Source organism: Micromonospora sediminimaris (assembly GCF_016863575.1).
In the GTDB taxonomy this organism is placed as follows: Bacteria; Actinomycetota; Actinomycetes; order Mycobacteriales; family Micromonosporaceae; genus Micromonospora; species Micromonospora sediminimaris.
Genome location: NZ_BOPD01000004.1, coordinates 1 through 19,674, shown reverse-complemented (window position 1 = coordinate 19,674; position 19,674 = coordinate 1). Strand labels below are relative to the sequence as shown.

Here is a 19,674-nt window from a genome sequence, read left to right as displayed (position 1 = left end):
GGGGTTGAACGACGTGAATGAAAACCGGTCACGCGGTTGCCGGCAGGTGACAAGCACGCTGACGCGGGTAAGCGGTGGGCCGAGCTGGAAAGGGGTCGAGCATGCAGCTGTCCTTCCTGCGCCCGCTGTACCAGCGTCCGGGCCCGTGGTGCTCGGTCTACCTGGACGCCTCCCTGGACACCGAGGACGCGCACGCGGCACTCGATCTGCGTTGGCGTGGCCTGCAACGGCAACTGGCCGAGCAGGGGGCGGACGAGCCGACGATGGCCGCCATCGACCGGGTGGTCCGGGGACACGACCCGATGCCCGGCGACTACGGGTTGGCCGTGTTCGGTGCCCACGGACAGGTGGTGCTCTCCGAGTACCTGTCCGCCCCGCCGCGACGGGATCTGGCCGCGTACGCCCCGCTGCCGCATGTGATGCCGCTGCTGGCCCAGCGCGGTGAACAGGTGGCGTGGGTGCGGGTGCTGGCCGACCGCACGGGTGCCGACGCGATGTCGGTGAGTGCCGGCGGAGTGCCGCGCCGGGCACATGTCGTCGGTCGGGAAAGCTATCAGCTGCGCCGGGTCCAACCCGGGGGCTGGTCCCAGTCGCGCTACCAGCGGGCCGCGATGGAAGCATGGCATCACAACGCCGGTGACGTCACCGCCGCGACCGTCGAACTGGCCGAGCGGGTGGGCGCCGAGGTGGTGGTGGTGGCCGGCGACGTCCGCGCCACCGGCATGATCGCCGCCCAGATGCCGGATCGCTGGCAGGACCTGGTGGTACGCACCGACGCCGGTTCCCGGGCCGGCGGTGCCGACCAGACCCTGCTCGACGACCTGACCGTGCAGACCATCGCCGAGGTGGCCGACCAGCGGGTGAACGCGGCGCTGGACCGCTTCGGCACGCAGGAGGACGTCGGTGCCGGACTCGACGCGGTGGTGGCCGCGTTGCAGCGCAACCAGGTCGACACGATGCTCATCGTCGACGACCCGTCAGCCGACGGCCAGCTCTGGATCGGCCCGGCGGCCACCGACATCGCCACCGAGCCGGATCAGCTGGCCGCGGTCGCCGAACCGGAGCGGGTGCGGGCCGACGCGGCGCTGGTGCGTGCCCTGGTGGGCACCGACGCCGAGCTGACCGTGCTCGGCGCCGACGAGGCGCCCGACCTGGTGGACGGGGTGGGCGCGGTGCTGCGCTACGTCGACCCGGTCACCCCGGGACGGGGCGGTGCCTGACCCGAGCGTCGCTGACGCGGTGGTCGACCGGCTGCTGGCCGGGCGGATTCCGCGGGTCTTCGGCCATCCGGAGGAGGCGGCCACGGCACTGGTCGAGGCGCTCGACGCCGCCGGTGGCGACCCGGAGTTCGTACCCGTCCGCAACGCGGAGTGCGCTGCGGTCATGGCGGCCGGGCACGCCCGCTTCACCGGCGGCCCGGGCGTCTGCCTGGCCGCCGGCGGAGTGGCCGCCGCGGGCCTGCTCGCGGGACTCGACGCCGCCCGGGGCGCCGGCCTGCCGGTACTCGCCGTCGTCGCCGAGCCCGGCCCGGTCCCGGACGACGAGGTGGGTCTCACGACACGACTGCTCGCCGAGGTGTGTCACGGCGTCCGGTACGCCGCCGATCCGGTGCGGGTGCCGGAGCTGGTGGACGAGGCGCTGCGCGTCGCGTCGCACGTTCGCCGCCCGGTCGGCCTGGTGCTGCCTCCCCCGTCACCGGTCGGCGGGGTGCAGGCCGCATCGCCGCGCGCCGCAACCGATGGTCGCTGGATACTCGACGAGCTGTCCGCCCGGCTGCCACCGGACGGCGCGGTGATCGTCGACGGCACCCTGCCGGCCGTACACCTGAAGACGACGGCGCACGTCGTGGTGGGTCCGGCCGGACCGTCCGGCGGTGCCCTGCCGTACGCCGTCGCCGCGAAGCTGGCCGACCCGGACCGGCCGGTGATCGCCCTGGTCACCGACGAGGGGATGCGCTCGCAGGGACTGGGCGAACTGGTCACCGTCTCCCGCTGGCGGTCGGTGTGGCCCGACCCGCGACTGGTGGTGCTGGTGTTCAACGAGCGGTCTGGCCATCTCCGGCTTGGGGACCGGCCGATGACCGACGACGTCCCGTACGCCGGCTGGGCCCGGTTGCTCGGCCTGCACGGCGTGCGCGTCGACCGGCCGGAGTTGGTCGGCGTGGCCTGGGACGAGGCGCTGACCGCCGACCGCCCGTGCGTGCTGGAGATGGTCACGGACGCCCTGCCCCCAGGCCCGTGGAACCGGCAGGGATGGGACAACATCGGGCATGTTGCTGCCCCAGGCGACGGCGAGACAGCAAGATCCCCGATGTTGCTCGGCGGTAACGGTGCACCGGCGATGGCGGGTGGTCGGTGTTGGGGGGAAGGGGCAAGATCCCCTGATTGATGCCGTCCGGTGGGGAGATGCCCTGTTTAACCCGCATCGTGGCGGGAAGCCGGGCCGCGTGGTGAGCGATCGAGGCAAGGTGGGGCCGGTGCGCAAGGTGCGCCCGGGACTGACGGCGGCCGGGGCCGGCATGGCCGGTGACCGCGTGGTCGCGGCCGGCAGCACCGCCCGGATCCTGGTCGGGGCCACCGCCCGCGCGCTACGCGGCAGCGACTGCGCCGACCTCGGGCACGCCGGACCGGTGTCCCGTTTCGCCGGTACGCCCGAGCCGGTACGGCGGGCGGCGGCGATCCGCTCCGCCGGCCGGATCGCCCTCACCGCCGGTCAGGCCGCCGAGGTCGACGCGGAGCGGGTCGCCCGCTGGTTCGTCGACCAGTACCCGCGGCGCCGGTATCCCGGAGTGCTGCTGGGCTCCCCGCACGGCGGCGTGGCACATCTGGCGGTGGCGCTGGGCATGCCCTGGCTGCCCGCCGGGTTCGAGATGATCGCGCACTGGCCGCAGGGCGCGGTGGACCGGCCCCGCGCCGCCCTGGACCACGGCGCGGCGCTTGCCGGACGGGTGCTCGCCGGCAACCCCGACCTGCATGTACGGCAGGTGCACTGCCCGGCCAGCCGAGGCGCGCTGGCCGGGGCGACGGTGGCGCTGACCGGCCGCTGGCGGGCGCTGTCGGCGGCGTACCGCAGCTTCCTGACCGACCGGCTGGCGCCCGGCGCGCCGGTGCTGGTGCTGCGGGACACCCGGACCTGGCCGGTGGTGGACGCCGCTGACGGGCACAGCTTCCAACTCGGCTGCCCGGCCAGCGGCCTGAACCCGGTGGACTTCCATCCCGACAGCCACGCGCTGCGGCAGGTGCTGCGCTCGGCCGGCGGGGACAGCGCGCACTGGGAACCACCCGAGATCTCCGCCCCGCCCGCTGCCGCCGAACACGGCGTGGAGTCCGGTTTCGACCGGAGCGTACGGGACTGGACCTCCCGGCACGGTCATCCGCTGCACCAGATCCTGGTGCCCACGCCGGAGGCGCTCAGCGCGGCCACCGCGGACCTGTACCGACACTGGCTGCGGGCCGCCGGCAAGACCGGTGACCGCCTGGTGGTCGAGTGCGGGCGACTGCTCGACCCCTGGCAGGTGCTCCGGGCCGGGCTGGTGCCGTACTGGTGCGAGAACGCCACCCGGCGCAGCGTCGAACAGGTGGAGTGGTGGCTGGCCGGCAGCGAGTCGTTCACCTCGATCGACGTGCTGCCGGAGCCACCCGGCGTACGCTCACCGGCGCTGGCCGGGCTCCCGCAGTGGCTGGCGGTCGCCGGCTTCGGTCGGCGGCGGCGGGCCCTGGACCGCACCTCGGCGCGCGGCTACCCGGTCACCTCCGTACCCACCCGCAGGGCCACCGAGGTGCTCCGCGCCCAGCCGTACGACCTGCCCAACCCGGCGCCGCTGGCGACCGGCGAGGCCCTGGCCGCGCTGCGCGACGGCGGGAGCCACCACGGCCTGCTGATCTGTTGAGACCGGGCTGACGAAACATCCTCGCGAACCCGCGATCCCGTGATTGAGTACCTACGGAGCGGGAACACCGCCGGCTGCGACAGGCTGATCACCTTGCGTGGCGCGGCGCCGTCGCCCGCTGGCATCCCAGTCACGTAACCCAGTCACAGGCCCGTGCGTGCCTACGCGCGTGCCCGGTGTCGGCGAATCCGGGCGGGGTCCTTCCCGAGGGAGGCGCGGATGTTCGGACAGACCACCACAACCACACCACCACCTACCGATCGTGGGCTTGAGGACCTCGACGCCGCGGCGTTGGCGTACGCGGCGCGGATCGAAGGGCTGCCGCCGGAGCGCCGCCAGGAGGCCCGCGACGACCTGGTCCGGTTCGCGTTGCCGTTCGCGGGCCGGTTGGCCCGCCGCTACCGGGGGCGCGGCGAGCCGTTGGAGGACCTGGAACAGGTGGCCCGCCTGGGACTGGTCAACGCCGTCGACCGGTACGACCCGGAACGGGGTTCCTTCACCGCGTACGCGGCAATCACCATCGTGGGCGAGATCAAGCGGCATTTCCGGGATCGCACCTGGGGTGTGCACGTGCCCCGCCGGCTACGTGACCTGATCCTGGAGGTCGGACAGGCGACGGCGGCGCTGACCAGTGAGTTGTCCCGGGCGCCGACGGTGGCCGAACTGTCGAAACGGCTGGAGACGCCGGAGGAGGAGATCCTCGCCGCGTTGGAGTCGGCGGCCGGCTACAGCCCGGCGTCGCTCAACGCGCCGGTCGGCGGGGAGAGTTCGGCGGAGTTCGGCGATCTGGTCGGCGAGTCGGACATCGCGCTGGAGTCGGTCGACGACAGGGTGACCGTCAGCGGTCTGCTGCACCGGCTGCCCTGGCGGGAGCGGCGGATCCTGGCCATGCGGTTCTACGGCAACCAGACCCAGGCCGAGATCGCGGCCCGCTTCGGCATCTCCCAGATGCACGTGTCCCGGTTGCTGTCGCGGGCGCTGACCTGGCTGCGCCAGGCGATGCTCGCCGACGCGCCGCCACCGTGGCAGAACGGTCCCGCCGAGTCCGAGTCGGCCAACCAGTCGCGCGCCACGGCTCCGGTGCGCGGTCGCTGAGCCTCGGGGAAACTCGTCGGGGCGGCACCGACCGGTGCCGCCCCGACCGGTACGCGTCGATCAGTTCTGCGGGGTGTCACCGTGTCCGCGCGGATGCCGCCACCGGTCGTTGGGTTGCGCCTCGCGCTGCGCGCCCAGCGGGTTGTCCTCCGGCTCGTCGGTCTCCTCGAAGCTCGGCCGGCGTACCTCCTCCGGCTCCGGCACGTCGACCGGCCGGGCGCCGGACTGCGGCGCGGGCTGGTACGCGACGGCCTCCCGCGCGCCGTGCGCCCCCTCGGCACTCGGTGACTCCGGCATGTGCACCTCCCGGTGGATCTCGTCGCGGAATTCCTGCGGCGGCCGGGTGGTCCGCTGTGGAAGGTCGCGGCCCAGGTCGGAGACGAGTTCGCCGTACTTGGCGTCGAACGCGGGCCGCTCCGAGCGGATCCGGGGCATCCGGTCGAAGTTGCGCAGCGGTGGCGGGCAGGTGGTGGCCCACTCCAGGGAGTTGCCGAAGCCCCAGGGATCGTCCACCGTCACCTCGGCGCCGTAGCGCCAGGACTTCCAGGCGTTCCACATGAAGAACAGGGTGGACGCGCCGAGCACGAACGCGAAGATGCTGGAGATGGTGTTCAGCGTGGTGAACCCGTCGGTGGGCAGGTAGTCGGCGTATCGCCGGGGCATGCCCTCGTTGCCGAGCCAGTGGTGCACCAGAAAGGTGCCGTGGAAGCCGATGAACATGGTCCAGAAGTGCAGCTTGCCGAGCCGCTCGTCGAGCAGGCGCCCGGTCATCTTCGGCCACCAGAAGTAGAAGCCGGCGAAGAGCGCGAAGACCACCGTGCCGAAAACCACGTAGTGGAAGTGGGCGACCACGAAGTAGCTGTCGTGGGTGTGCCAGTCGGCCGGCGGGCTGGCCAGCAGCACGCCGGTCAACCCGCCGAGCAGGAAGGTCACCAGGAAGCCGATGGCGAACAGCATCGGCGTCTCGAAGGTGAGCTGCCCCTTCCACATGGTGCCGATCCAGTTGAAGAACTTCACCCCGGTCGGCACCGCGATCAGGTAGCTCAGGATGCTGAAGAACGGCAACAGCACCTGACCGGTGGCGAACATGTGGTGCGCCCAGACCGTCATCGACAGCACGGTGATCGCGATGGTGGCCAGCACCAGACCGGTGTAACCGAAGATCGGCTTGCGGGAGAAGACCGGGATGACCTCGGTGATGATGCCGAAGAACGGCAGCGCGATGATGTAGACCTCGGGGTGGCCGAAGAACCAGAAGAGGTGCTGCCACAGCATCGGTCCGGCGGTGTCGGGGTTGAACACCTGCGCGTCGAGCAGCCGGTCGGCGCTGAGCGCCAGCAGCGCGGCGGCCAGCAGCGGGAAGACCAGGATCACCAGCACGCTGGTGAAGAGCATGTTCCACGTGAAGATCGGCATCCGGAACATGGTCATGCCCGGCGCGCGCAGGGTCAGGATCGTGGTGATCAGGTTGACCGCGCCGAGGATCGTACCCAGGCCGGACACCACCAGGCCGATCACCCACATGTTCGCGCCGACGCCGGGGGAGTGCTCGACGGTGCTCAGCGGCGTGTACGCGGTCCAGCCGAAGTCGGCCGAGCCACCCGGGGTCAGGAACCCGCCGACCACCATCAGCCCACCGAAGAGGTAGAGCCAGTAGGCCAGCGCGTTGAGCCGGGGGAACGACACGTCCGGGGCGCCGATCTGGATCGGCACGATGTAGTTGGCGAAGCCGAACGCCGCCGGGGTGGCGAACAGCAGCAGCATCACCGCGCCGTGCGAGGTGAAGAGCTGGTTGTACTGCTCCGGGGCGAGAAACTGTAGACCGGGCCGAGCCAACTCGGCGCGGATCACCATGGCCTCGATCCCGGCCAGCACGAAGAAGCCGAACGAGGTCAGCAGGTACAGCAGGCCGATCTGCTTGTGGTCCGTGGTGGCCAGGAACCTGACCAGCTTTCCGCCCGGAAGCGGCCTGCGCAGCGGTCCGGGATAGCCGCCGAACCGGGCCGGGGCGAGGATCGCCGGGCCCCGGTCCTGTCCGGGTTCGGTGGTAACCCGCTTGGGCATGAGCGCTCACCTGCGTTGACGACGGATAAGGACGGGCGTGGCTACCCACCCCGTCGACCATGTAACCAGGCGAGAGCGGTAATTTCGGTCAATTCGCCGGTAGCGTGGCCCAGACGGCCTTTCCGTCGCCGGCCGGCGCGCTGCCCCAGCGGTCGGCCAGCTCGCGTACCAACAGCAGCCCACGACCGCCCTCGTCGTGCTGCCCGGCCGCGCCGGGCCGGGCCGCCGCGCTGCTGCCGTCGATCACGGCCAGGTGCAGCCAGGGCCGGCGCAGGGTCACCGTGACCTGCATCGGGGTACCAGCGTGCCGGACCACGTTGCCGACCAGCTCACTGAGCACCACCGAGGCCGGACCGGCCGCCTCGGGCAGGTTCCACCGGGCACACGCATCGGTCACCAGTTCCCGGGCCCGCCGGCAGGCCGCCGCCACCGGGTCCAGGCGCAGCCGCAGCCGGCTCACGGCGGACGCGCCGGCGAACCGACTCGCCTCGTCACAGCTGTCCCGCATCGGCACCACCCGGCAGGCGGTGGAGGCGGTCAGCAGGGCGGCGGCTTCCGGGTGGGGTGCGCAGAGCACCAGCGGCACCATCGGCCAGTCCGCGGCGCGACGCGCCACGGCGGCGAAGACGGACACCGCCAGCTGGTCCCGCACGGCCAGCTCGGCCAGGTCGACCACCAGCGCGTCGGGCTGCCGGGCCAGACACTCCTCCAGGTGCGCGTACACCTCACGCATCGAGATCATGTCGAGGGTGCCGGCCAGGCGTACGACGGTGACCTGTGCTCCGTCGTGCACCTGGCAGGTGATCCGGCTCGCCATCTCCACCCTCGTCTCGGCGGTGTCGCAGAGCCTGGCAGGTACCCGGCCCTCCACGGGGTGAAACGCCACCGTGGGGTCGGACACGTCATGCCGCGGCGACCTGCCGTCGCGGCAGCTGGTGCTGCAACTCCGCCAGCGGGGGCCGCTCCTCCACGGCGACGTCGCTGACCACGATCTCCCGGTCCAGGTTCGGCAGCGCGTCCGAGCCGCCCCGGCGGAACTGGGTCAGCAGGGCGGTGGGCAGTACGTCCGAATTCGCCCAGCCCCGGCGCTGCAAACGGGACCAGGCGGTGAGCATGATCTGGGCGGACATCCGGCCCAGCGCGGCGGTGTCCTGGTGCCGGTGCTTACGCTCGCCGAGATCCACCTGGGCCAGCGCGTCCAACCCGACGAGTTCGAGCAGGTCGATCAGCATGGCGGTCTCGACGCCGTAGCCGGAGACGAATGGCACACGCGACAACACCTCCCGGCGGCCGGCGTACTCACCGGCGAGGGGCTGCACGAACCCGGCCAGTTCCGGCCAGAACAGGTTCAGCATCGGCCGGGCCATCAGCTCCGTCACCCGGCCGCCGCCGTCGGCCTCCACCCCGCCGCTGCTGACCAGGGGCCGGTGGTAGAAGCCCTTGACGAAATCGACCGACGGGTCGGTCAGCAGCGGGCCGAGCAGCCCGGTGACGAAGTGCGGCCGGAACTCGCGCAGGTCGGCGTCGACGAAGGCGACCACGTCGCCCTCCGCCGCGGCCAGGCCGGCCCAGAGCGCGTCGCCCTTGCCGGTCAGCCGGGGCAGTCCGCGGGTCATTGCGTCCTGGCCGACCACCTCGGCGCCGGCGGCCCGGGCCACCGCGGCGGTGCGGTCGGTGGACCGCGAGTCGACCACGATCAGTTCGTCGACCAGCGACACCCGGTCCATCAGGTGCTCGCGGATGGTCGCCACGATCGCCCCGACGGTGGCTTCCTCGTTGCGCGCCGGCAGCACCACGCTGACCCGGCTGTCACCCTTGGCCCGCAGGAGTCGTCGGGTCGGCCAGTCGGCCGCCGAGGTGGTCCGATAGGTGGCCCAGGCCTCCACCACCGGCGAGACCAGAGATTCGTTGTTGCGCACAGGCACCCCCTCGTCGGCGGGAAGACCGGGTGATGGATTTCCCAGCCCCCCGCACGCTAACCGGATTGGTCCCCCAGCTTGATCACAAGCGTGCTCCGGCCACGTTCCCGGCTGATGAACCTTTGATTGCGTCCACCAACCAGGCCCAATTTCCGCGATTCGTGCACGTCTGGTCTTCCTTATGCGCTGGACATCCCCCATGTCGAGACGTCGAGTGCAAGATCGCGCGGATTCGGGAGGGCGGGCGGGACGTTCAAGATCGGTCCGGTCGCGTACCGTTGCGGCTCATGGGTGTGTCGCAACGGTTGAAGACCAGGTTCCGCCGGTTCCTCCAACGCCCGGGCACCACGGTCGATCTGGCTCCGCTGGAGAAGCTGCTGCCGGTCATCGAGGCCCGCGAGGAGGAGATCTCGGCGTTCGACGACGCCGAGCTCACCGAGGCGGCGACCGCGGCGTCGAGCTACGAGGAGATCTGTGCGCTCGGCCGCGAGGCGGCCCGCCGCGGCATCGACCAGCGTCCGTACGATGTCCAGTTGCTGGGCGCCATGTCGCTGCTCTCCGGCAAGGTCGCCGAGATGGCCACCGGTGAGGGCAAGACGCTCACCGCGGCGATCGCCGCGTACGGGCACGTCCGGCTCGGCAACGGGCCAGTGCACGTGCTGACCGTCAACGACTACCTGGCCCGCCGCGACGCCCAGTGGATGGAGCCGATCTACACCCTGCTCGGGCTCACCGTCGGCTGGGTCAACGAGGCGTCCACCCCGATCGAGCGGCGCGCCGCGTACGCCTGCGACGTCACCTATGTCTCGGTGAGCGAGGCCGGCTTCGACTTCCTCCGCGACCAGCTCGTCACCGACATCGAGGACCGGGTGCAGCGCCCGCTGCGCACCGCGATCGTCGACGAGGCCGACTCGATCCTGATCGACGAGGCCCGGGTGCCGATGGTCCTCGCCGGCTCGGTCCCCGGCGAGCAGGACCCGGTCCACGCCGCCGCTGCGCTGGTGCGCGGCCTGCGCAAGGGCAAGCACTACACGGTGGCCGAGGACGGCCGGAGCGTCGCCTTCACCTCCGCCGGTCTGGCCGCCGTCGAGGCCAAGCTCGGCATCGACCTGTACGACGAGGAGAACGTCGAGCAGCTCTCCGCGGTCAACGTGGCGCTGCACGCGCACGCCCTGCTGCACCGGGACGTGGACTACATCGTCCGGGACGGCACGGTGGAGCTGATCGACGAGATGCGGGGGCGGGTGGCCCAGCGCCGCCGCTGGCCCGACGGGCTCCAGGCGGCGGTCGAGGCCAAGGAAGGGCTGGACGCCACGGCAGAGGGCGAGGTGCTGGGCACCATCGCCGTGCAGGCGTACGTCGGGCTCTACCCGGTGGTGTGCGGCATGACCGCCACCGCGGTGCTCGTCGGCGACCAGTTGCGGGAGTTCTTCGGCCTGGAGGTCGCGGTGATCCCGCCGAACACCCCGTGCGTGCGGGTCGACGAGCCGGACCGCATCTACGCCACCCGGGCGGAGAAGGAGGAGGCGCTGATCGACGAGATCCGGCGCTGCCACGCCGACGGGCGCCCGGTGCTGGTCGGCACGCTGGATGTCAAGGAGTCCGAGCAGTTGGCGGTCGGGCTCAACGCCGCCGGGGTGCCGTGCGTGGTGCTCAATGCGAAGAACGACGACGAGGAAGCGGCGATCATCGCCGAGGCCGGCGCGTACGGTGCGGTCACCGTCTCCACCCAGATGGCCGGCCGGGGCGTGGACATCCGCCTCGGTGGCAGCGACCAGGCCGACCGGGAGCGGGTGGCCGAGCTGGGCGGTCTCTACGTGATCGGCAGCGGCCGACACGACAGCCGCCGCGTGGACGATCAGTTGCGTGGCCGGGCCGGCCGTCAGGGCGACCCCGGTGGCTCGGTCTTCTACGTCAGCCTGGAGGACGACCTGGTCGTCCGCCACGCCGGCGACACCGTCCCGCCGTCGCCCCGGATGAACGCCGACGGCCTGGTCACCGACCCGCAGGTGGACTACGCCGTGGAGCACGCCCAGCGGGTCGCGGAAGGGGTCAACCACGAGATCCACCGCAACACCTGGCGCTACAGCGTGGTCATCGAGCAGCAGCGCAAGGCCCTCGCCGAGCGGCGGGAGCGGCTGCTCACCAGCGATGTCGCCGCCCTGATGCTGCTGGACAAGATGCCGGAGAAGGCCGGTGAGATGGACGAGGACCTGCTGGCCCAGGTGGCCCGGTCGATCGCCCTCTACCACCTTGACCGGCTGTGGGCATCGCACCTGGCCGAGCTGTCGGAGGTCCGCGAGGGCGTGCACCTGCGGGCCCTGGGACGGCTCGACCCGCTCGACGAGTTCCACCGTGCCGCGGTGCCGGCCTTCACCGAGCTGGTGCCGGCGATCGAGGCGCGTACCCTCGCGACCTTCGCCGAGACCGAGTTCGACGACGACTGGGAGCCCGACGCGGCGGAACTGGTCCGTCCGAGCGCCACCTGGACGTATCTGGTGCACGACAACCCATTCGGCTCCGAGCTGGACCGGCTGATCGCCTCGGTCGGGCGGCGGCTCAGCGGGGCCGGCTCTCGCTGAGTCGTCCGGTCCGGCCCACCCCTCCCGGCGGCACCCGTACCCTGGGAGGGGCCCCGGTTTGCGCCGCTTCGACCGTTGTCGGCGCCGGTAGCAGGGCGATCGTGATGTCGAGTGCGGCTCCAGCGTGGGGGCCCAGCCGAGGAGGATACGGGTGACGACGCTGACCGGGCGTACGGGAGTTGCGGGCTCGTGAACCTGGAAACGCGTACACCGCTGGCGGAGACGCTCGGCGTGTTGGAGACGGCTGCCCTGCTGCGGGAGGTGACCGCCGGGCTGATCGCCGTGGACGACTTCGACGCGGCGCTCTCCGCGCTGGTCCGGATCACCCGGGACGCCGTCGGCGGCGTCGCCTGGTGCGGGTTCACCGCCCTGCGGGCCGGCGAGCCGGCCGGCGTGGCCGCCTCCGATCCGCGGCTGAGCGGGCTGGACGACCTGCGGTACGGTCCGGACACTCCGGCGATGGAGGCGATCCGCCGCCGGGAGATGGTCGGCGCGGAGGAGCTGGGCGTCGAACCGCGTTGGCCGGACTGGACGCCCCGGGCCCGCGAACTGGGCGTACGTGGGGTCATCTCGGCACCCGTCGACATCGACGACCAGGTGATCGGCGCGGTGAACCTGTACGCTGCCGAACCCGACGCCCTGACCCCCGCTCACCAGCTGACCGCGATGCTGCTGGCCGAACACGCCGGCCTGCTGCTGGCGGCGGTGCGCGACCGGGAGAAGCGTGCCGCGCTGATCGGGCAGCAGGACACCGCGCTGCTCAACGACGGCGTGATCGGTCAGGCGGTCGGCGTCATCATGACCCAACGCGGCTGCCCCGCCGAGGACGCTCTCGACGTGCTGCGCAGCGCCGCGTCGTCGCTGTCGATCCCGCTACGGGAGGTCGCGGAGCGGCTCGTCAGCACGGTGTCGCGACCTCGGGACAACTGACCGGGGCGTGTCGTTTCGCCCGGGTGGCGCCCGGGTAGCACCCTGGACTGATGGACTGAACCTAGCCAGGGGGACCACGATGCAGAGCCGGCTGCGGGTGCAGGGGCACCCCATCCAACCGATGCTGGTGACCTTTCCGTACGGGCTCTTCGTCTGTGCCGTCATCTTCGACCTCGCCGACGTGGTCGGCGGCCCGGTCTTCCTCGGCGAGGTCGGCTACTGGACGGCGGTGGCCGCCCTGGTGACGGCGGCGTTGACCGCGGTGGCCGGGATGGTGGACCTGTGGGACGTGCCGCCCGACCGCACCCGCCACACGGCGATCAGCTTCAACGTCGTCAACGCCGGCATGGCCGGGCTGTTCCTGCTCTCCTGCCTGGTCCGGGCGGACGCCACGAACCGCGGTGCCACTCCGGCGCTGCTGGTCGTCGAAATGCTCGGCCTCGCCGTCGGCGGGGTGGGCGTCCACCTCGGCGCGCGGCTGATGCGCCACTTCGACGCCACCCGGTCCGAGACGGCAAGCGTCGAGCTGGTACGCGGCGTGGACGCCCCCACCGTCGAGGTCGTACGCCCCCGTCCGTAGCGCCCGGCCCGGTACCCGGGTACTGCGTCGGCGGACGGCGTCGGATAACGCGTTGCCGGAGCGGTCCTGGCCGGACACGCTGACACCGTGCCGCAAGAGACGAGCTTCGAGGATCTGATCGCCGAGGGGGCCACCGCCCCGGTCGAGGGATGGGCGTTCGACTGGCTTGCCGGGCGGGCCACCGAGGAACGCCCACCCTGGGGTTACGCGCGGCTGGTGGCAGCGCGGATGGCGGGTGTCGACGCGGCGTTGGACATCGACACCGGCGGGGGAGAGGTGCTGGCCGAGGTGCCCCACCCGCCCCCGCTGCTGGTGGCGACCGAGGCGTGGCCGCCGAACGTGCCGGTGGCGCGGAAGCACCTTGCGCCACTCGGCGCGAGCGTGGTGGCGGTGACCGGCGACGCGCCCCTGCCGTTCCGTGACGCCGCCTTCGACCTGGTGGTCAGCCGGCATCCGGTGCGCACCGACTGGCCCGAGGTGGCCCGGGTGTTGCGTCCGGGCGGTACGTTCCTGTCCCAGCAGATCGGTCCCGGGACCGTACGCGAACTCAGCGAGGCGATCCTCGGCCCGCTGCCGCCGCCGGCGCACCGCCATCCGGAGCACGCCGTGGCCGCCGCCCGGGCGGCCGGCCTGACCGTGGTGGACCTGCGTGAGGCGACGCTGCGGACGGTCTTCCACGACATCGGCGCGGTGGTCTGGTTCCTGCGCAAGGTGATCTGGACCGTGCCCGGCTTCACCGTGGCGGCGCACCGACCCGCGCTGCGGCGCCTGCACGATCGGATCCGCGCCGAGGGCCCCTTCGTCGCCCACGCCCGCCGCTTCCTCATCGAGGCCCGAGCGTAGGCGTCTAGCCGGTGCGGAGGAGCGTGAGCATCTCTGGCAGGTCGAAGAACTCGGCGGTGGCCACTGCGGACGGATTGCCGCCGTCGGGGTCGGCGCCCGCGTCGAGCAACGCGCGTACCGCCTCGGCGTTGCTGCGGAACACCGCCGCGGCCAGCGCCGTCTGTCCCCGGTCGTTGGCGCGGGAGTGATCGGCTCCCCGGTCGAGCAGCGCGCGCACCGTCTCCGGGTGGGCGTGATACGCCGCCAGGATCAGCAGGCTGTCACCCTTCTGGTTGGTCAGGTTGACCGGTAGCCCCGCGTCGACGTACCCGGCGAGCTCGGTGGTCGCGCCGTCGCGCGCCAGGTCGAACATCCGGTGGGCGAATTCCAGGGTCTCGGCGTCGAGTTCGTCGCTCACCGGTCCAGGTTAGTCGCCGCCGTCGCACCGCTCGCGACCGCCAGTCGACCTGCTCGCCGTTGCCCGACCGTTCGGGACCGGCACCGCTGTCCCGTTCGTGTGACGGCCGTGGCGTGGGAGCGCGAACAGCCGACGTCACGCCGGGTACGGACATCCCGCCGCGAAGGCCGCGAACGGTGTGGACCACCCCCCGTATCAGGTCAACTTGGCGACTCTGCTGTAATCATCTGGCCTCGTACGCAGAGCGAGCGGACGGCTCCGATGTGTCGGTCAATTGTCACATTCATGCAACGCAGCCGCCTCTTGACCCTCGCACGGGCGCCGGGAAACATCGATAAAGCGGCGTCCCGGGGCCGTGGGGAACACCCGGACCAGCCAAGGAGGACCATGTCGGTCAGCCCCGCTTCGTCGCGCGCCGGATGGCATACGTCCCAACCCGCGGTGCCCGGTCGACCCCCCGGCGGCCAGCGTCGTCCCGCCAACACCGCCGCGCCAGTCCTGACGGTCACCCTCTCCATTCCCCTGGCGTGCGAGGAGTCGCTGACGCCGGCCGCGCGGCGGCTGCTCGACGCGGCCCGGGAGATGCTGGAGCGGGGCGAGGGCACCATCACCACCGTCGGTCCGGTGGTGCCGGAACGCCGCAGCGAGACCGTGCCGGCGGGTCGTACACCGTCGCGGCAGCTCGCGCCCGCCATTCCCGCCCTGCACATCCTGGCGTCCTCTAGGTCGGTGCTGCGCGACGGCGAGCCGTTGCCGCTGACCCGGCTGGAGTTCGATCTGCTGCTGCACCTGGTCGCGAATCCCCGACGGGTCTTCACCAGGCTCCAGTTGCTCAACGCCGTCTGGGGTTACGAGCACGCCGGCGTACGCACGGTCGACGTGCACGTGCGTCGGCTGCGCGGCAAGGTCGGCGTGGACGTTCCGCTTGTCACCACCGTCTACGGCGTCGGTTACCGGTTGGCCGACGACGCCCGGGTCACCCTCGACCGGGCCGGCTGACCGGGTCGCGCCGGCCTGGCCCGGCCTCGCTCCGACCGGCGGGCACCATTGTGGGATGCGCGTACGTCCCATCTCACCGCCGCTCCTGGTCAGCGAGCTGGCCGAGCGGCTGGCCGGCGCGAGGTCGACCGGACGGCTGCGGGTCGCGTTGGACGGTGCGCCGGCCGCCCGGCCCGACCACCTGGCCGACGCCCTGGTCGATCCACTGCGCGCCCTCGGCCACCCGGTGCTGCACGTACGGACCGAGGACTTCCTGCGCCCCGCCTCGCTACGCCTGGAACAGGGCCGGACCAACCCGGATTCGTACTACGAGAGCTGGATCGACGAGGCCGGTCTGCGGCGGGAGGTGCTGGACCCGGCGGGGCCGGACGGGCCCGGGAGGGTGCTGCCCTCGCTCTGGGACGCCCGGACGGACCGGGCCAGCCGGGCCGCCTACGTCGACCTGCCACCCGGCGGGGTGGTACTGGTCAGCGGTGCCTTCCTGCTCGGCGGCGGGCTGGCCTTCGACGTCGTCGTACACCTGGAGATGTCGGCCGCCGCGCTGCGTCGGCGCACCGGGACCGACCTGGCCTGGACCCTGCCGGCATTCGACAGGTACGCCGCCGAGGTCGCCCCGGCCAGCTTCGCCGACGTGGTGGTCCGGGTCGACGACCCGCGTCGCCCGGCGTTGGTGGAATCCGTCGACGGACCGGTTTGAGTCGCCGACAGCGCGGGTAAACGCGGGGCTCACAGCGCCCGGGTGCGATGACTTGGGCGGTATGACCGGGTGTGGACCGACCCGCCCGCGCAGACCATAAGGCCCAGGAAAGGCAGGCAGCGATGCTCGTCCACGACACGGTCGGCACCGGCCGGTCCCAGGCGGAGACCGACCAGATCCGGCTCTCCCTGCAGGCCCGCCACGACGAGCTGACCGAGGAGTACCAGCAGGCGGTGCAGCAGAGCCAGGTGCTGCGGCTCGTCGAGGTCGGCGACACCGCCGGCGACGACCAGGCCGACAGCGGCACCAAGACCGCCGAGCGGGACACCGCACAGTCGTTGCTGCGGACCATCCTGGACCGTCGCGCCCAGTACGAGCACGCCCTGGCCCGGCTCGCCGAGGGCACCTACGGTTTCTGTGAGGGCTGCACCGCGCCGATCCCGGTCGAACGGCTGGAGATCTTCCCGTCGGCCACCACCTGCGTCACCTGCAAGCAGACGCGCGAGCGTCGGGCGGCCTGACCCGCAACGGTTGCCGGTCGGTCCGGGACACGGTGGACTCCACCCATGGGCGAGATCAAGGTGGGCACCGCGTCCTGGACCGACCGGACTCTGCTGGACTCCGGCTGGTACCCCCAGACCGCCGACAACCCGGAGAAACGGCTGGCCTACTACGCGCGCCAGTTCCCGCTGGTCGAGGTCGACGCCACCTACTACTCGCCGCCCGCGGAGCGTACGGCGAGGCTGTGGGCCGAGCGGACCCCGGCCGGTTTCACCTTCAACGTGAAGGCGTTCAGCCTGCTCACCGGCCACCCCACCCGGGTCAGCGCGATCTACAAGGAGCTGCGTCCGGAGACCAGCAAGCGCAATCTCTACCCCGACGACCTGCCGCCGCAGGCGTACGAGGAGGTCTGGACGCGCTTCCTCAGCGCCCTCGATCCGCTGGTCGAGGCGGGCAAGCTCGGCGCGCTGCTGTTCCAGTTCCCGCCCTGGTTCACCATCCGGCGTGACAACAAGCAGTACCTGCTGGAGGTGACGCGGCGCTGCGCGCCGCTGCGCCCGGTCTTCGAGTTCCGGCACGCGTCCTGGTTCGACGGCGACAACGCCACCGAGACCCTCGACTTCCTGCGTGCGCACCGGCTCGCGTACGTCAGCGTGGACATGCCGCAGGGACACCGCTCGTCGATCCCGCCGGTGTTGGCCGCCACCTCCGACCTCGCGGTGGTGCGCTTCCACGGGCACAGCGACAAGTGGACCAGCAAGGACATCCACGAGAAGTTCGGCTACCACTACTCCGAACGGGAGCTCACGGACTGGGCCCCCAAGCTCCGCGAACTGGCCGGCGAGACCGAACAGACGCACGTACTCATGAACAATTGTTACCGCGATTATGCCCAGACCAACGCCCAGCAACTCCAGGCCCTGCTCGGCGAGACCGGCTGACGTTCCCGCCTCCGTGCCCGGCGTCGTGCAGAGCCGAGGATGCGACCGAGGCGGCCCGGCCCGGCGGTGCCCGGCTGCTGGGTACGCGCAGCAGTGGCCACTTTCCGTAGACCTGCCCTAGCCCGTCCGGCCTTCCACCCTGCTCCCTTTGCTCTGCTTCAACCCACGCAAAGAACTACTCTCCGTGTCGATATGGCCGTGGGCTCATCGGTGCCCCCGCCGCATCTCACCAGCTTGTGGACTAGTGCGTGGAGTGAAGCAGAGCAAAGGGGCTGAACAGGGGTAGCGGGGGTGACGTCAAGGCCGTCACTGAGGATTAAATGGGGCGACGATCGATGCTGTCACGGAGGGTGACAGTTGTTTCGGTGACTCGCGCCTGACCGCCAGCGGTTCGAGTGTGATGGGGGCGCGGGCGGTTCTCACCCGGGTGGGGTGAGGGCACCTCACCTTGCGGCAACCGAGGATGGGGTCAAGCGGGCGACGCGCCGTTGGCGATCGTCCGCGCGGAAGCGACACCACGGAGGTGACCGCGATGACCGTTCGGGTCGTACCGCATCGGCGGCGAACCGGCGTCCTGCGCACCGTCGGAGCGTCCGAGCAGCCTCGACGGGTCGCCCGGGCCGGCCGCGACAGCCCGATCCGGTACCGGCGCGGCCCGGTGGGTCCGCCGCGACGTCACGACGACCGACGGTGGGAAACCGACCTACGGGGGTGGACAGATGGCTGAGCAGTTCCAGTCCGCGATCGAGTCCTCGATGGACAAGACCAACCTGATCCTGAAGGACATCGAGCAGGCGTACGGATGGCCGAAGGAGCAGCGCAACCAGTCGTACGCCGCGTTGCGTACCGTGCTGCACCTGCTCCGCGACCGGATGCCGGTGCAGGAGAGCGTGGAGTTCTCCGCGCAACTGCCGGTCGTGGTGCGGGGCATCTACTTCGACGGCTGGCAGCCGCAGAACGTGCCGATCAAGCTCAACCGGGACGACTTCCTCTACGAGGTCCGCCAGGGCTTCCCGTACGACGTGGCCGGCGGCCCGGAGCGGGTGGTCCAGGTGGTGCTGGACACCCTGCGTCGGCACATCACCCAGGGCGAGTGGGAGGACGTCAAGGGCACCATGCCCGCTGACCTCGCCCGGATCATGCCCTGACTCCGGGCCCGTCGTGACCCGCCCCGCCCATTGTGGGGTGGGTCGACGCGCCCGGTTCGCCGGGCCGGCGGCCCCGGCCCTACCAGAGGTCGAAGTGGAACACCTCGAACGACGTGCCGTAGCGCACGCCCAGCCGGGCGCCGACCGGCCGCGCGCCGCCCTCCAGGAACTCCTCGGCGTCGAAACTGCCGTCGCCCAGGCCGGTCAGGTACGCCTCATGGGCCAGCAGCGACGCGACCCCCTGGTCGAACGTGGCGGTGGTGTCCACACCGTGCCGGGAACGCGGCGACGAGGCCGCCCACACCTGCCGTACGCGGCCCCACGGCTCGACGCCGTCGGTGAGCTGCTCCGGGAAGATCCAACGGTTGCCGGCGTCACGGACCGCATCCAGGGTGGCCCGCCCCACCGCGATGTGGTCGGCCTGGTTGAGCACGTCAGCGCCGTCCCAGGTGGCCCGGAAGTTGTTGGTGATGACGATGTCCGGGCGGTGCCGCCGGACGACTGCGGCCAGTTCCCGGCGCAGCGGTACGCCGTACTCAAGCACCCCGTCGGGCAGGCCCAGGAACTCGACCGTGTCCACGCCCACCAGGGCTGCCGACTCCCGCTGCTCTCGCTCGCGTACCTCTCGGGCACGCGGCGGCGGCATCCCGTCAATGCCCGCCTCGCCGCTGGTGACCAGGCAATAGACGATCTGCTTGCCCTGCCCGGTCCAGCGGGCGATGGCGGCGGCGGCACCGAACTCCAGGTCGTCGGGATGGGCCACGATCGCCAGGGCGCGCTGCCAGTCCTCGGTCACCGGCTCCAGTGGTTCAGTCATGAGCACCTCCGTCGGTGTGTCCGGCAATCCTGCCACCCGAGGCGCGGGCCGCCCGCCCGCAGCGGCGAACTGGTCATGTCGGACGGTTCGGGCGATTACGGTGGGACCAGGTGTGTGGTTAGAGAAGATCGGGAGCGGGGTACCACCCGCGGCAGGACGCAACCGACCAATGGCGGCGGGGGCGGGTCAATCCGAGGGAGCACGATGCCACTCAACGACGATGACATGCAGACCACAAGCGGCGGCGGGGCCGAGGGTCCGGCCGACGGCGG

Annotated in this window: 17 protein-coding genes and 1 pseudogene; 13 read left to right on the top strand and 5 right to left on the bottom strand. The window is 71.7% G+C overall.

What is annotated here, in order from left to right; all coding sequences use genetic code 11:
* Positions 1–101 precede the first annotated feature (101 nt).
* The 4 genes and pseudogenes from Vse01_RS02405 to Vse01_RS02390 form a co-directional block, all read left to right on the top strand.
* A complete protein-coding gene (locus Vse01_RS02405; RefSeq protein WP_093402766.1) occupies positions 102–1,220 on the top strand; it encodes a baeRF2 domain-containing protein in 1,119 nt (372 codons plus the stop codon).
* Positions 1,213–2,388, top strand: a complete 1,176-nt coding sequence (locus Vse01_RS02400; protein ID WP_093402767.1) for a thiamine pyrophosphate-binding protein — start codon at positions 1,213–1,215, stop codon at positions 2,386–2,388. Before Vse01_RS02405 ends, Vse01_RS02400 begins: the two co-directional genes overlap by 8 nt.
* A gap of 130 nt (positions 2,389–2,518) precedes the next feature.
* Positions 2,519–3,889, top strand: coding sequence for a hypothetical protein (locus tag Vse01_RS02395; protein WP_170863365.1), 1,371 nt, complete (start codon positions 2,519–2,521; stop codon positions 3,887–3,889).
* 219 nt (positions 3,890–4,108) lie between these two features.
* Positions 4,109–5,025 (top strand): annotated as a pseudogene (locus tag Vse01_RS02390) (SigB/SigF/SigG family RNA polymerase sigma factor); the annotation flags it as partial.
* Positions 5,026–5,044: 19 nt separating this feature from the next.
* Here Vse01_RS02390 and ctaD read toward each other — a convergent pair.
* The 3 genes from ctaD to Vse01_RS02375 form a co-directional block, all read right to left on the bottom strand.
* Positions 5,045–7,048, bottom strand: a complete 2,004-nt coding sequence (ctaD, locus tag Vse01_RS02385) for an aa3-type cytochrome oxidase subunit I (protein WP_093402769.1) — start codon at positions 7,046–7,048, stop codon at positions 5,045–5,047.
* A gap of 88 nt (positions 7,049–7,136) precedes the next feature.
* Positions 7,137–7,865, bottom strand: coding sequence for an ATP-binding protein (locus Vse01_RS02380; protein WP_093402839.1), 729 nt, complete (start codon positions 7,863–7,865; stop codon positions 7,137–7,139).
* A gap of 85 nt (positions 7,866–7,950) precedes the next feature.
* Positions 7,951–8,934, bottom strand: coding sequence for a glucosyl-3-phosphoglycerate synthase (locus Vse01_RS02375; protein ID WP_232511146.1), 984 nt, complete (start codon positions 8,932–8,934; stop codon positions 7,951–7,953).
* A gap of 320 nt (positions 8,935–9,254) precedes the next feature.
* On the opposite strand from Vse01_RS02375, the gene secA2 reads away from it, so the two are divergent.
* From secA2 to Vse01_RS02355, 4 genes are all read left to right on the top strand, one after another.
* On the top strand, positions 9,255–11,549 hold the full coding sequence (gene secA2, locus Vse01_RS02370) for an accessory Sec system translocase SecA2 (RefSeq protein WP_093402771.1): 2,295 nt from the start codon (positions 9,255–9,257) through the stop codon (positions 11,547–11,549).
* 189 nt (positions 11,550–11,738) lie between these two features.
* Entirely contained in the window at positions 11,739–12,479 is a 741-nt protein-coding gene (locus tag Vse01_RS02365) for a GAF and ANTAR domain-containing protein (RefSeq protein ID WP_093402772.1), read from the top strand.
* A gap of 79 nt (positions 12,480–12,558) precedes the next feature.
* Positions 12,559–13,059: a DUF2231 domain-containing protein gene (locus tag Vse01_RS02360; protein ID WP_093402773.1), complete on the top strand. Its 501-nt coding sequence runs from the start codon at positions 12,559–12,561 to the stop codon at positions 13,057–13,059.
* Between the two features lie 87 nt (positions 13,060–13,146).
* Positions 13,147–13,902 (top strand): class I SAM-dependent methyltransferase, encoded by a 756-nt coding sequence (locus tag Vse01_RS02355; RefSeq protein WP_093402774.1) that lies wholly within the window; start codon positions 13,147–13,149, stop codon positions 13,900–13,902.
* Between the two features lie 4 nt (positions 13,903–13,906).
* On the opposite strand, the gene Vse01_RS02350 is transcribed toward Vse01_RS02355, so the two are convergent.
* Positions 13,907–14,299: an ankyrin repeat domain-containing protein gene (locus tag Vse01_RS02350; protein ID WP_093402775.1), complete on the bottom strand. Its 393-nt coding sequence runs from the start codon at positions 14,297–14,299 to the stop codon at positions 13,907–13,909.
* A 387-nt stretch (positions 14,300–14,686) separates the two neighbouring features.
* Between Vse01_RS02350 and Vse01_RS02345 the strand changes: the two genes are divergently transcribed.
* The 5 genes from Vse01_RS02345 to Vse01_RS02325 all read left to right on the top strand — a co-directional run bounded on the left by Vse01_RS02345 (position 14,687) and on the right by Vse01_RS02325 (position 18,585).
* Positions 14,687–15,298, top strand: a complete 612-nt coding sequence (locus tag Vse01_RS02345) for a winged helix-turn-helix domain-containing protein (protein WP_093402776.1) — start codon at positions 14,687–14,689, stop codon at positions 15,296–15,298.
* A 55-nt stretch (positions 15,299–15,353) separates the two neighbouring features.
* On the top strand, positions 15,354–15,995 hold the full coding sequence (locus Vse01_RS02340; protein ID WP_093402777.1) for a nucleoside/nucleotide kinase family protein: 642 nt from the start codon (positions 15,354–15,356) through the stop codon (positions 15,993–15,995).
* Between the two features lie 122 nt (positions 15,996–16,117).
* The gene (locus Vse01_RS02335) at positions 16,118–16,516 is read left to right on the top strand and encodes a TraR/DksA family transcriptional regulator (RefSeq protein WP_093402778.1); all 399 of its coding nucleotides are present in this window, start codon (positions 16,118–16,120) and stop codon (positions 16,514–16,516) included.
* A 45-nt stretch (positions 16,517–16,561) separates the two neighbouring features.
* On the top strand, positions 16,562–17,437 hold the full coding sequence (locus tag Vse01_RS02330; protein ID WP_093402779.1) for a DUF72 domain-containing protein: 876 nt from the start codon (positions 16,562–16,564) through the stop codon (positions 17,435–17,437).
* A 719-nt stretch (positions 17,438–18,156) separates the two neighbouring features.
* The gene (locus Vse01_RS02325; RefSeq protein WP_093402780.1) at positions 18,157–18,585 is read left to right on the top strand and encodes a DUF2267 domain-containing protein; all 429 of its coding nucleotides are present in this window, start codon (positions 18,157–18,159) and stop codon (positions 18,583–18,585) included.
* 79 nt (positions 18,586–18,664) lie between these two features.
* Here the strand turns inward: Vse01_RS02325 and Vse01_RS02320 are convergent, their stop codons facing one another.
* Positions 18,665–19,402 carry a PIG-L deacetylase family protein gene (locus Vse01_RS02320; RefSeq protein WP_170863362.1) on the bottom strand — a complete coding sequence of 246 codons (738 nt, stop codon included), beginning with the start codon at positions 19,400–19,402 and terminating at the stop codon, positions 18,665–18,667.
* Positions 19,403–19,674 lie beyond the last annotated feature (272 nt).

Coding starts and splice junctions, on each gene's coding strand:
- Vse01_RS02405 (WP_093402766.1), top strand. CDS start 102: ATGCAGCTGTCCTTCCTGCGCCCGCTGTACCAGCGTCCGGGCCCGTGG.
- Vse01_RS02395 (WP_170863365.1), top strand. CDS start 2,519: ATGGCCGGTGACCGCGTGGTCGCGGCCGGCAGCACCGCCCGGATCCTG.
- ctaD (WP_093402769.1), bottom strand. CDS start 7,048: ATGCCCAAGCGGGTTACCACCGAACCCGGACAGGACCGGGGCCCGGCG.
- Vse01_RS02380 (WP_093402839.1), bottom strand. CDS start 7,865: ATGGCGAGCCGGATCACCTGCCAGGTGCACGACGGAGCACAGGTCACC.
- secA2 (WP_093402771.1), top strand. CDS start 9,255: ATGGGTGTGTCGCAACGGTTGAAGACCAGGTTCCGCCGGTTCCTCCAA.
- Vse01_RS02360 (WP_093402773.1), top strand. CDS start 12,559: ATGCAGAGCCGGCTGCGGGTGCAGGGGCACCCCATCCAACCGATGCTG.
- Vse01_RS02345 (WP_093402776.1), top strand. CDS start 14,687: ATGTCGGTCAGCCCCGCTTCGTCGCGCGCCGGATGGCATACGTCCCAA.
- Vse01_RS02340 (WP_093402777.1), top strand. CDS start 15,354: ATGCGCGTACGTCCCATCTCACCGCCGCTCCTGGTCAGCGAGCTGGCC.
- Vse01_RS02335 (WP_093402778.1), top strand. CDS start 16,118: ATGCTCGTCCACGACACGGTCGGCACCGGCCGGTCCCAGGCGGAGACC.
- Vse01_RS02330 (WP_093402779.1), top strand. CDS start 16,562: ATGGGCGAGATCAAGGTGGGCACCGCGTCCTGGACCGACCGGACTCTG.
- Vse01_RS02325 (WP_093402780.1), top strand. CDS start 18,157: ATGGCTGAGCAGTTCCAGTCCGCGATCGAGTCCTCGATGGACAAGACC.
- Vse01_RS02320 (WP_170863362.1), bottom strand. CDS start 19,402: ATGACTGAACCACTGGAGCCGGTGACCGAGGACTGGCAGCGCGCCCTG.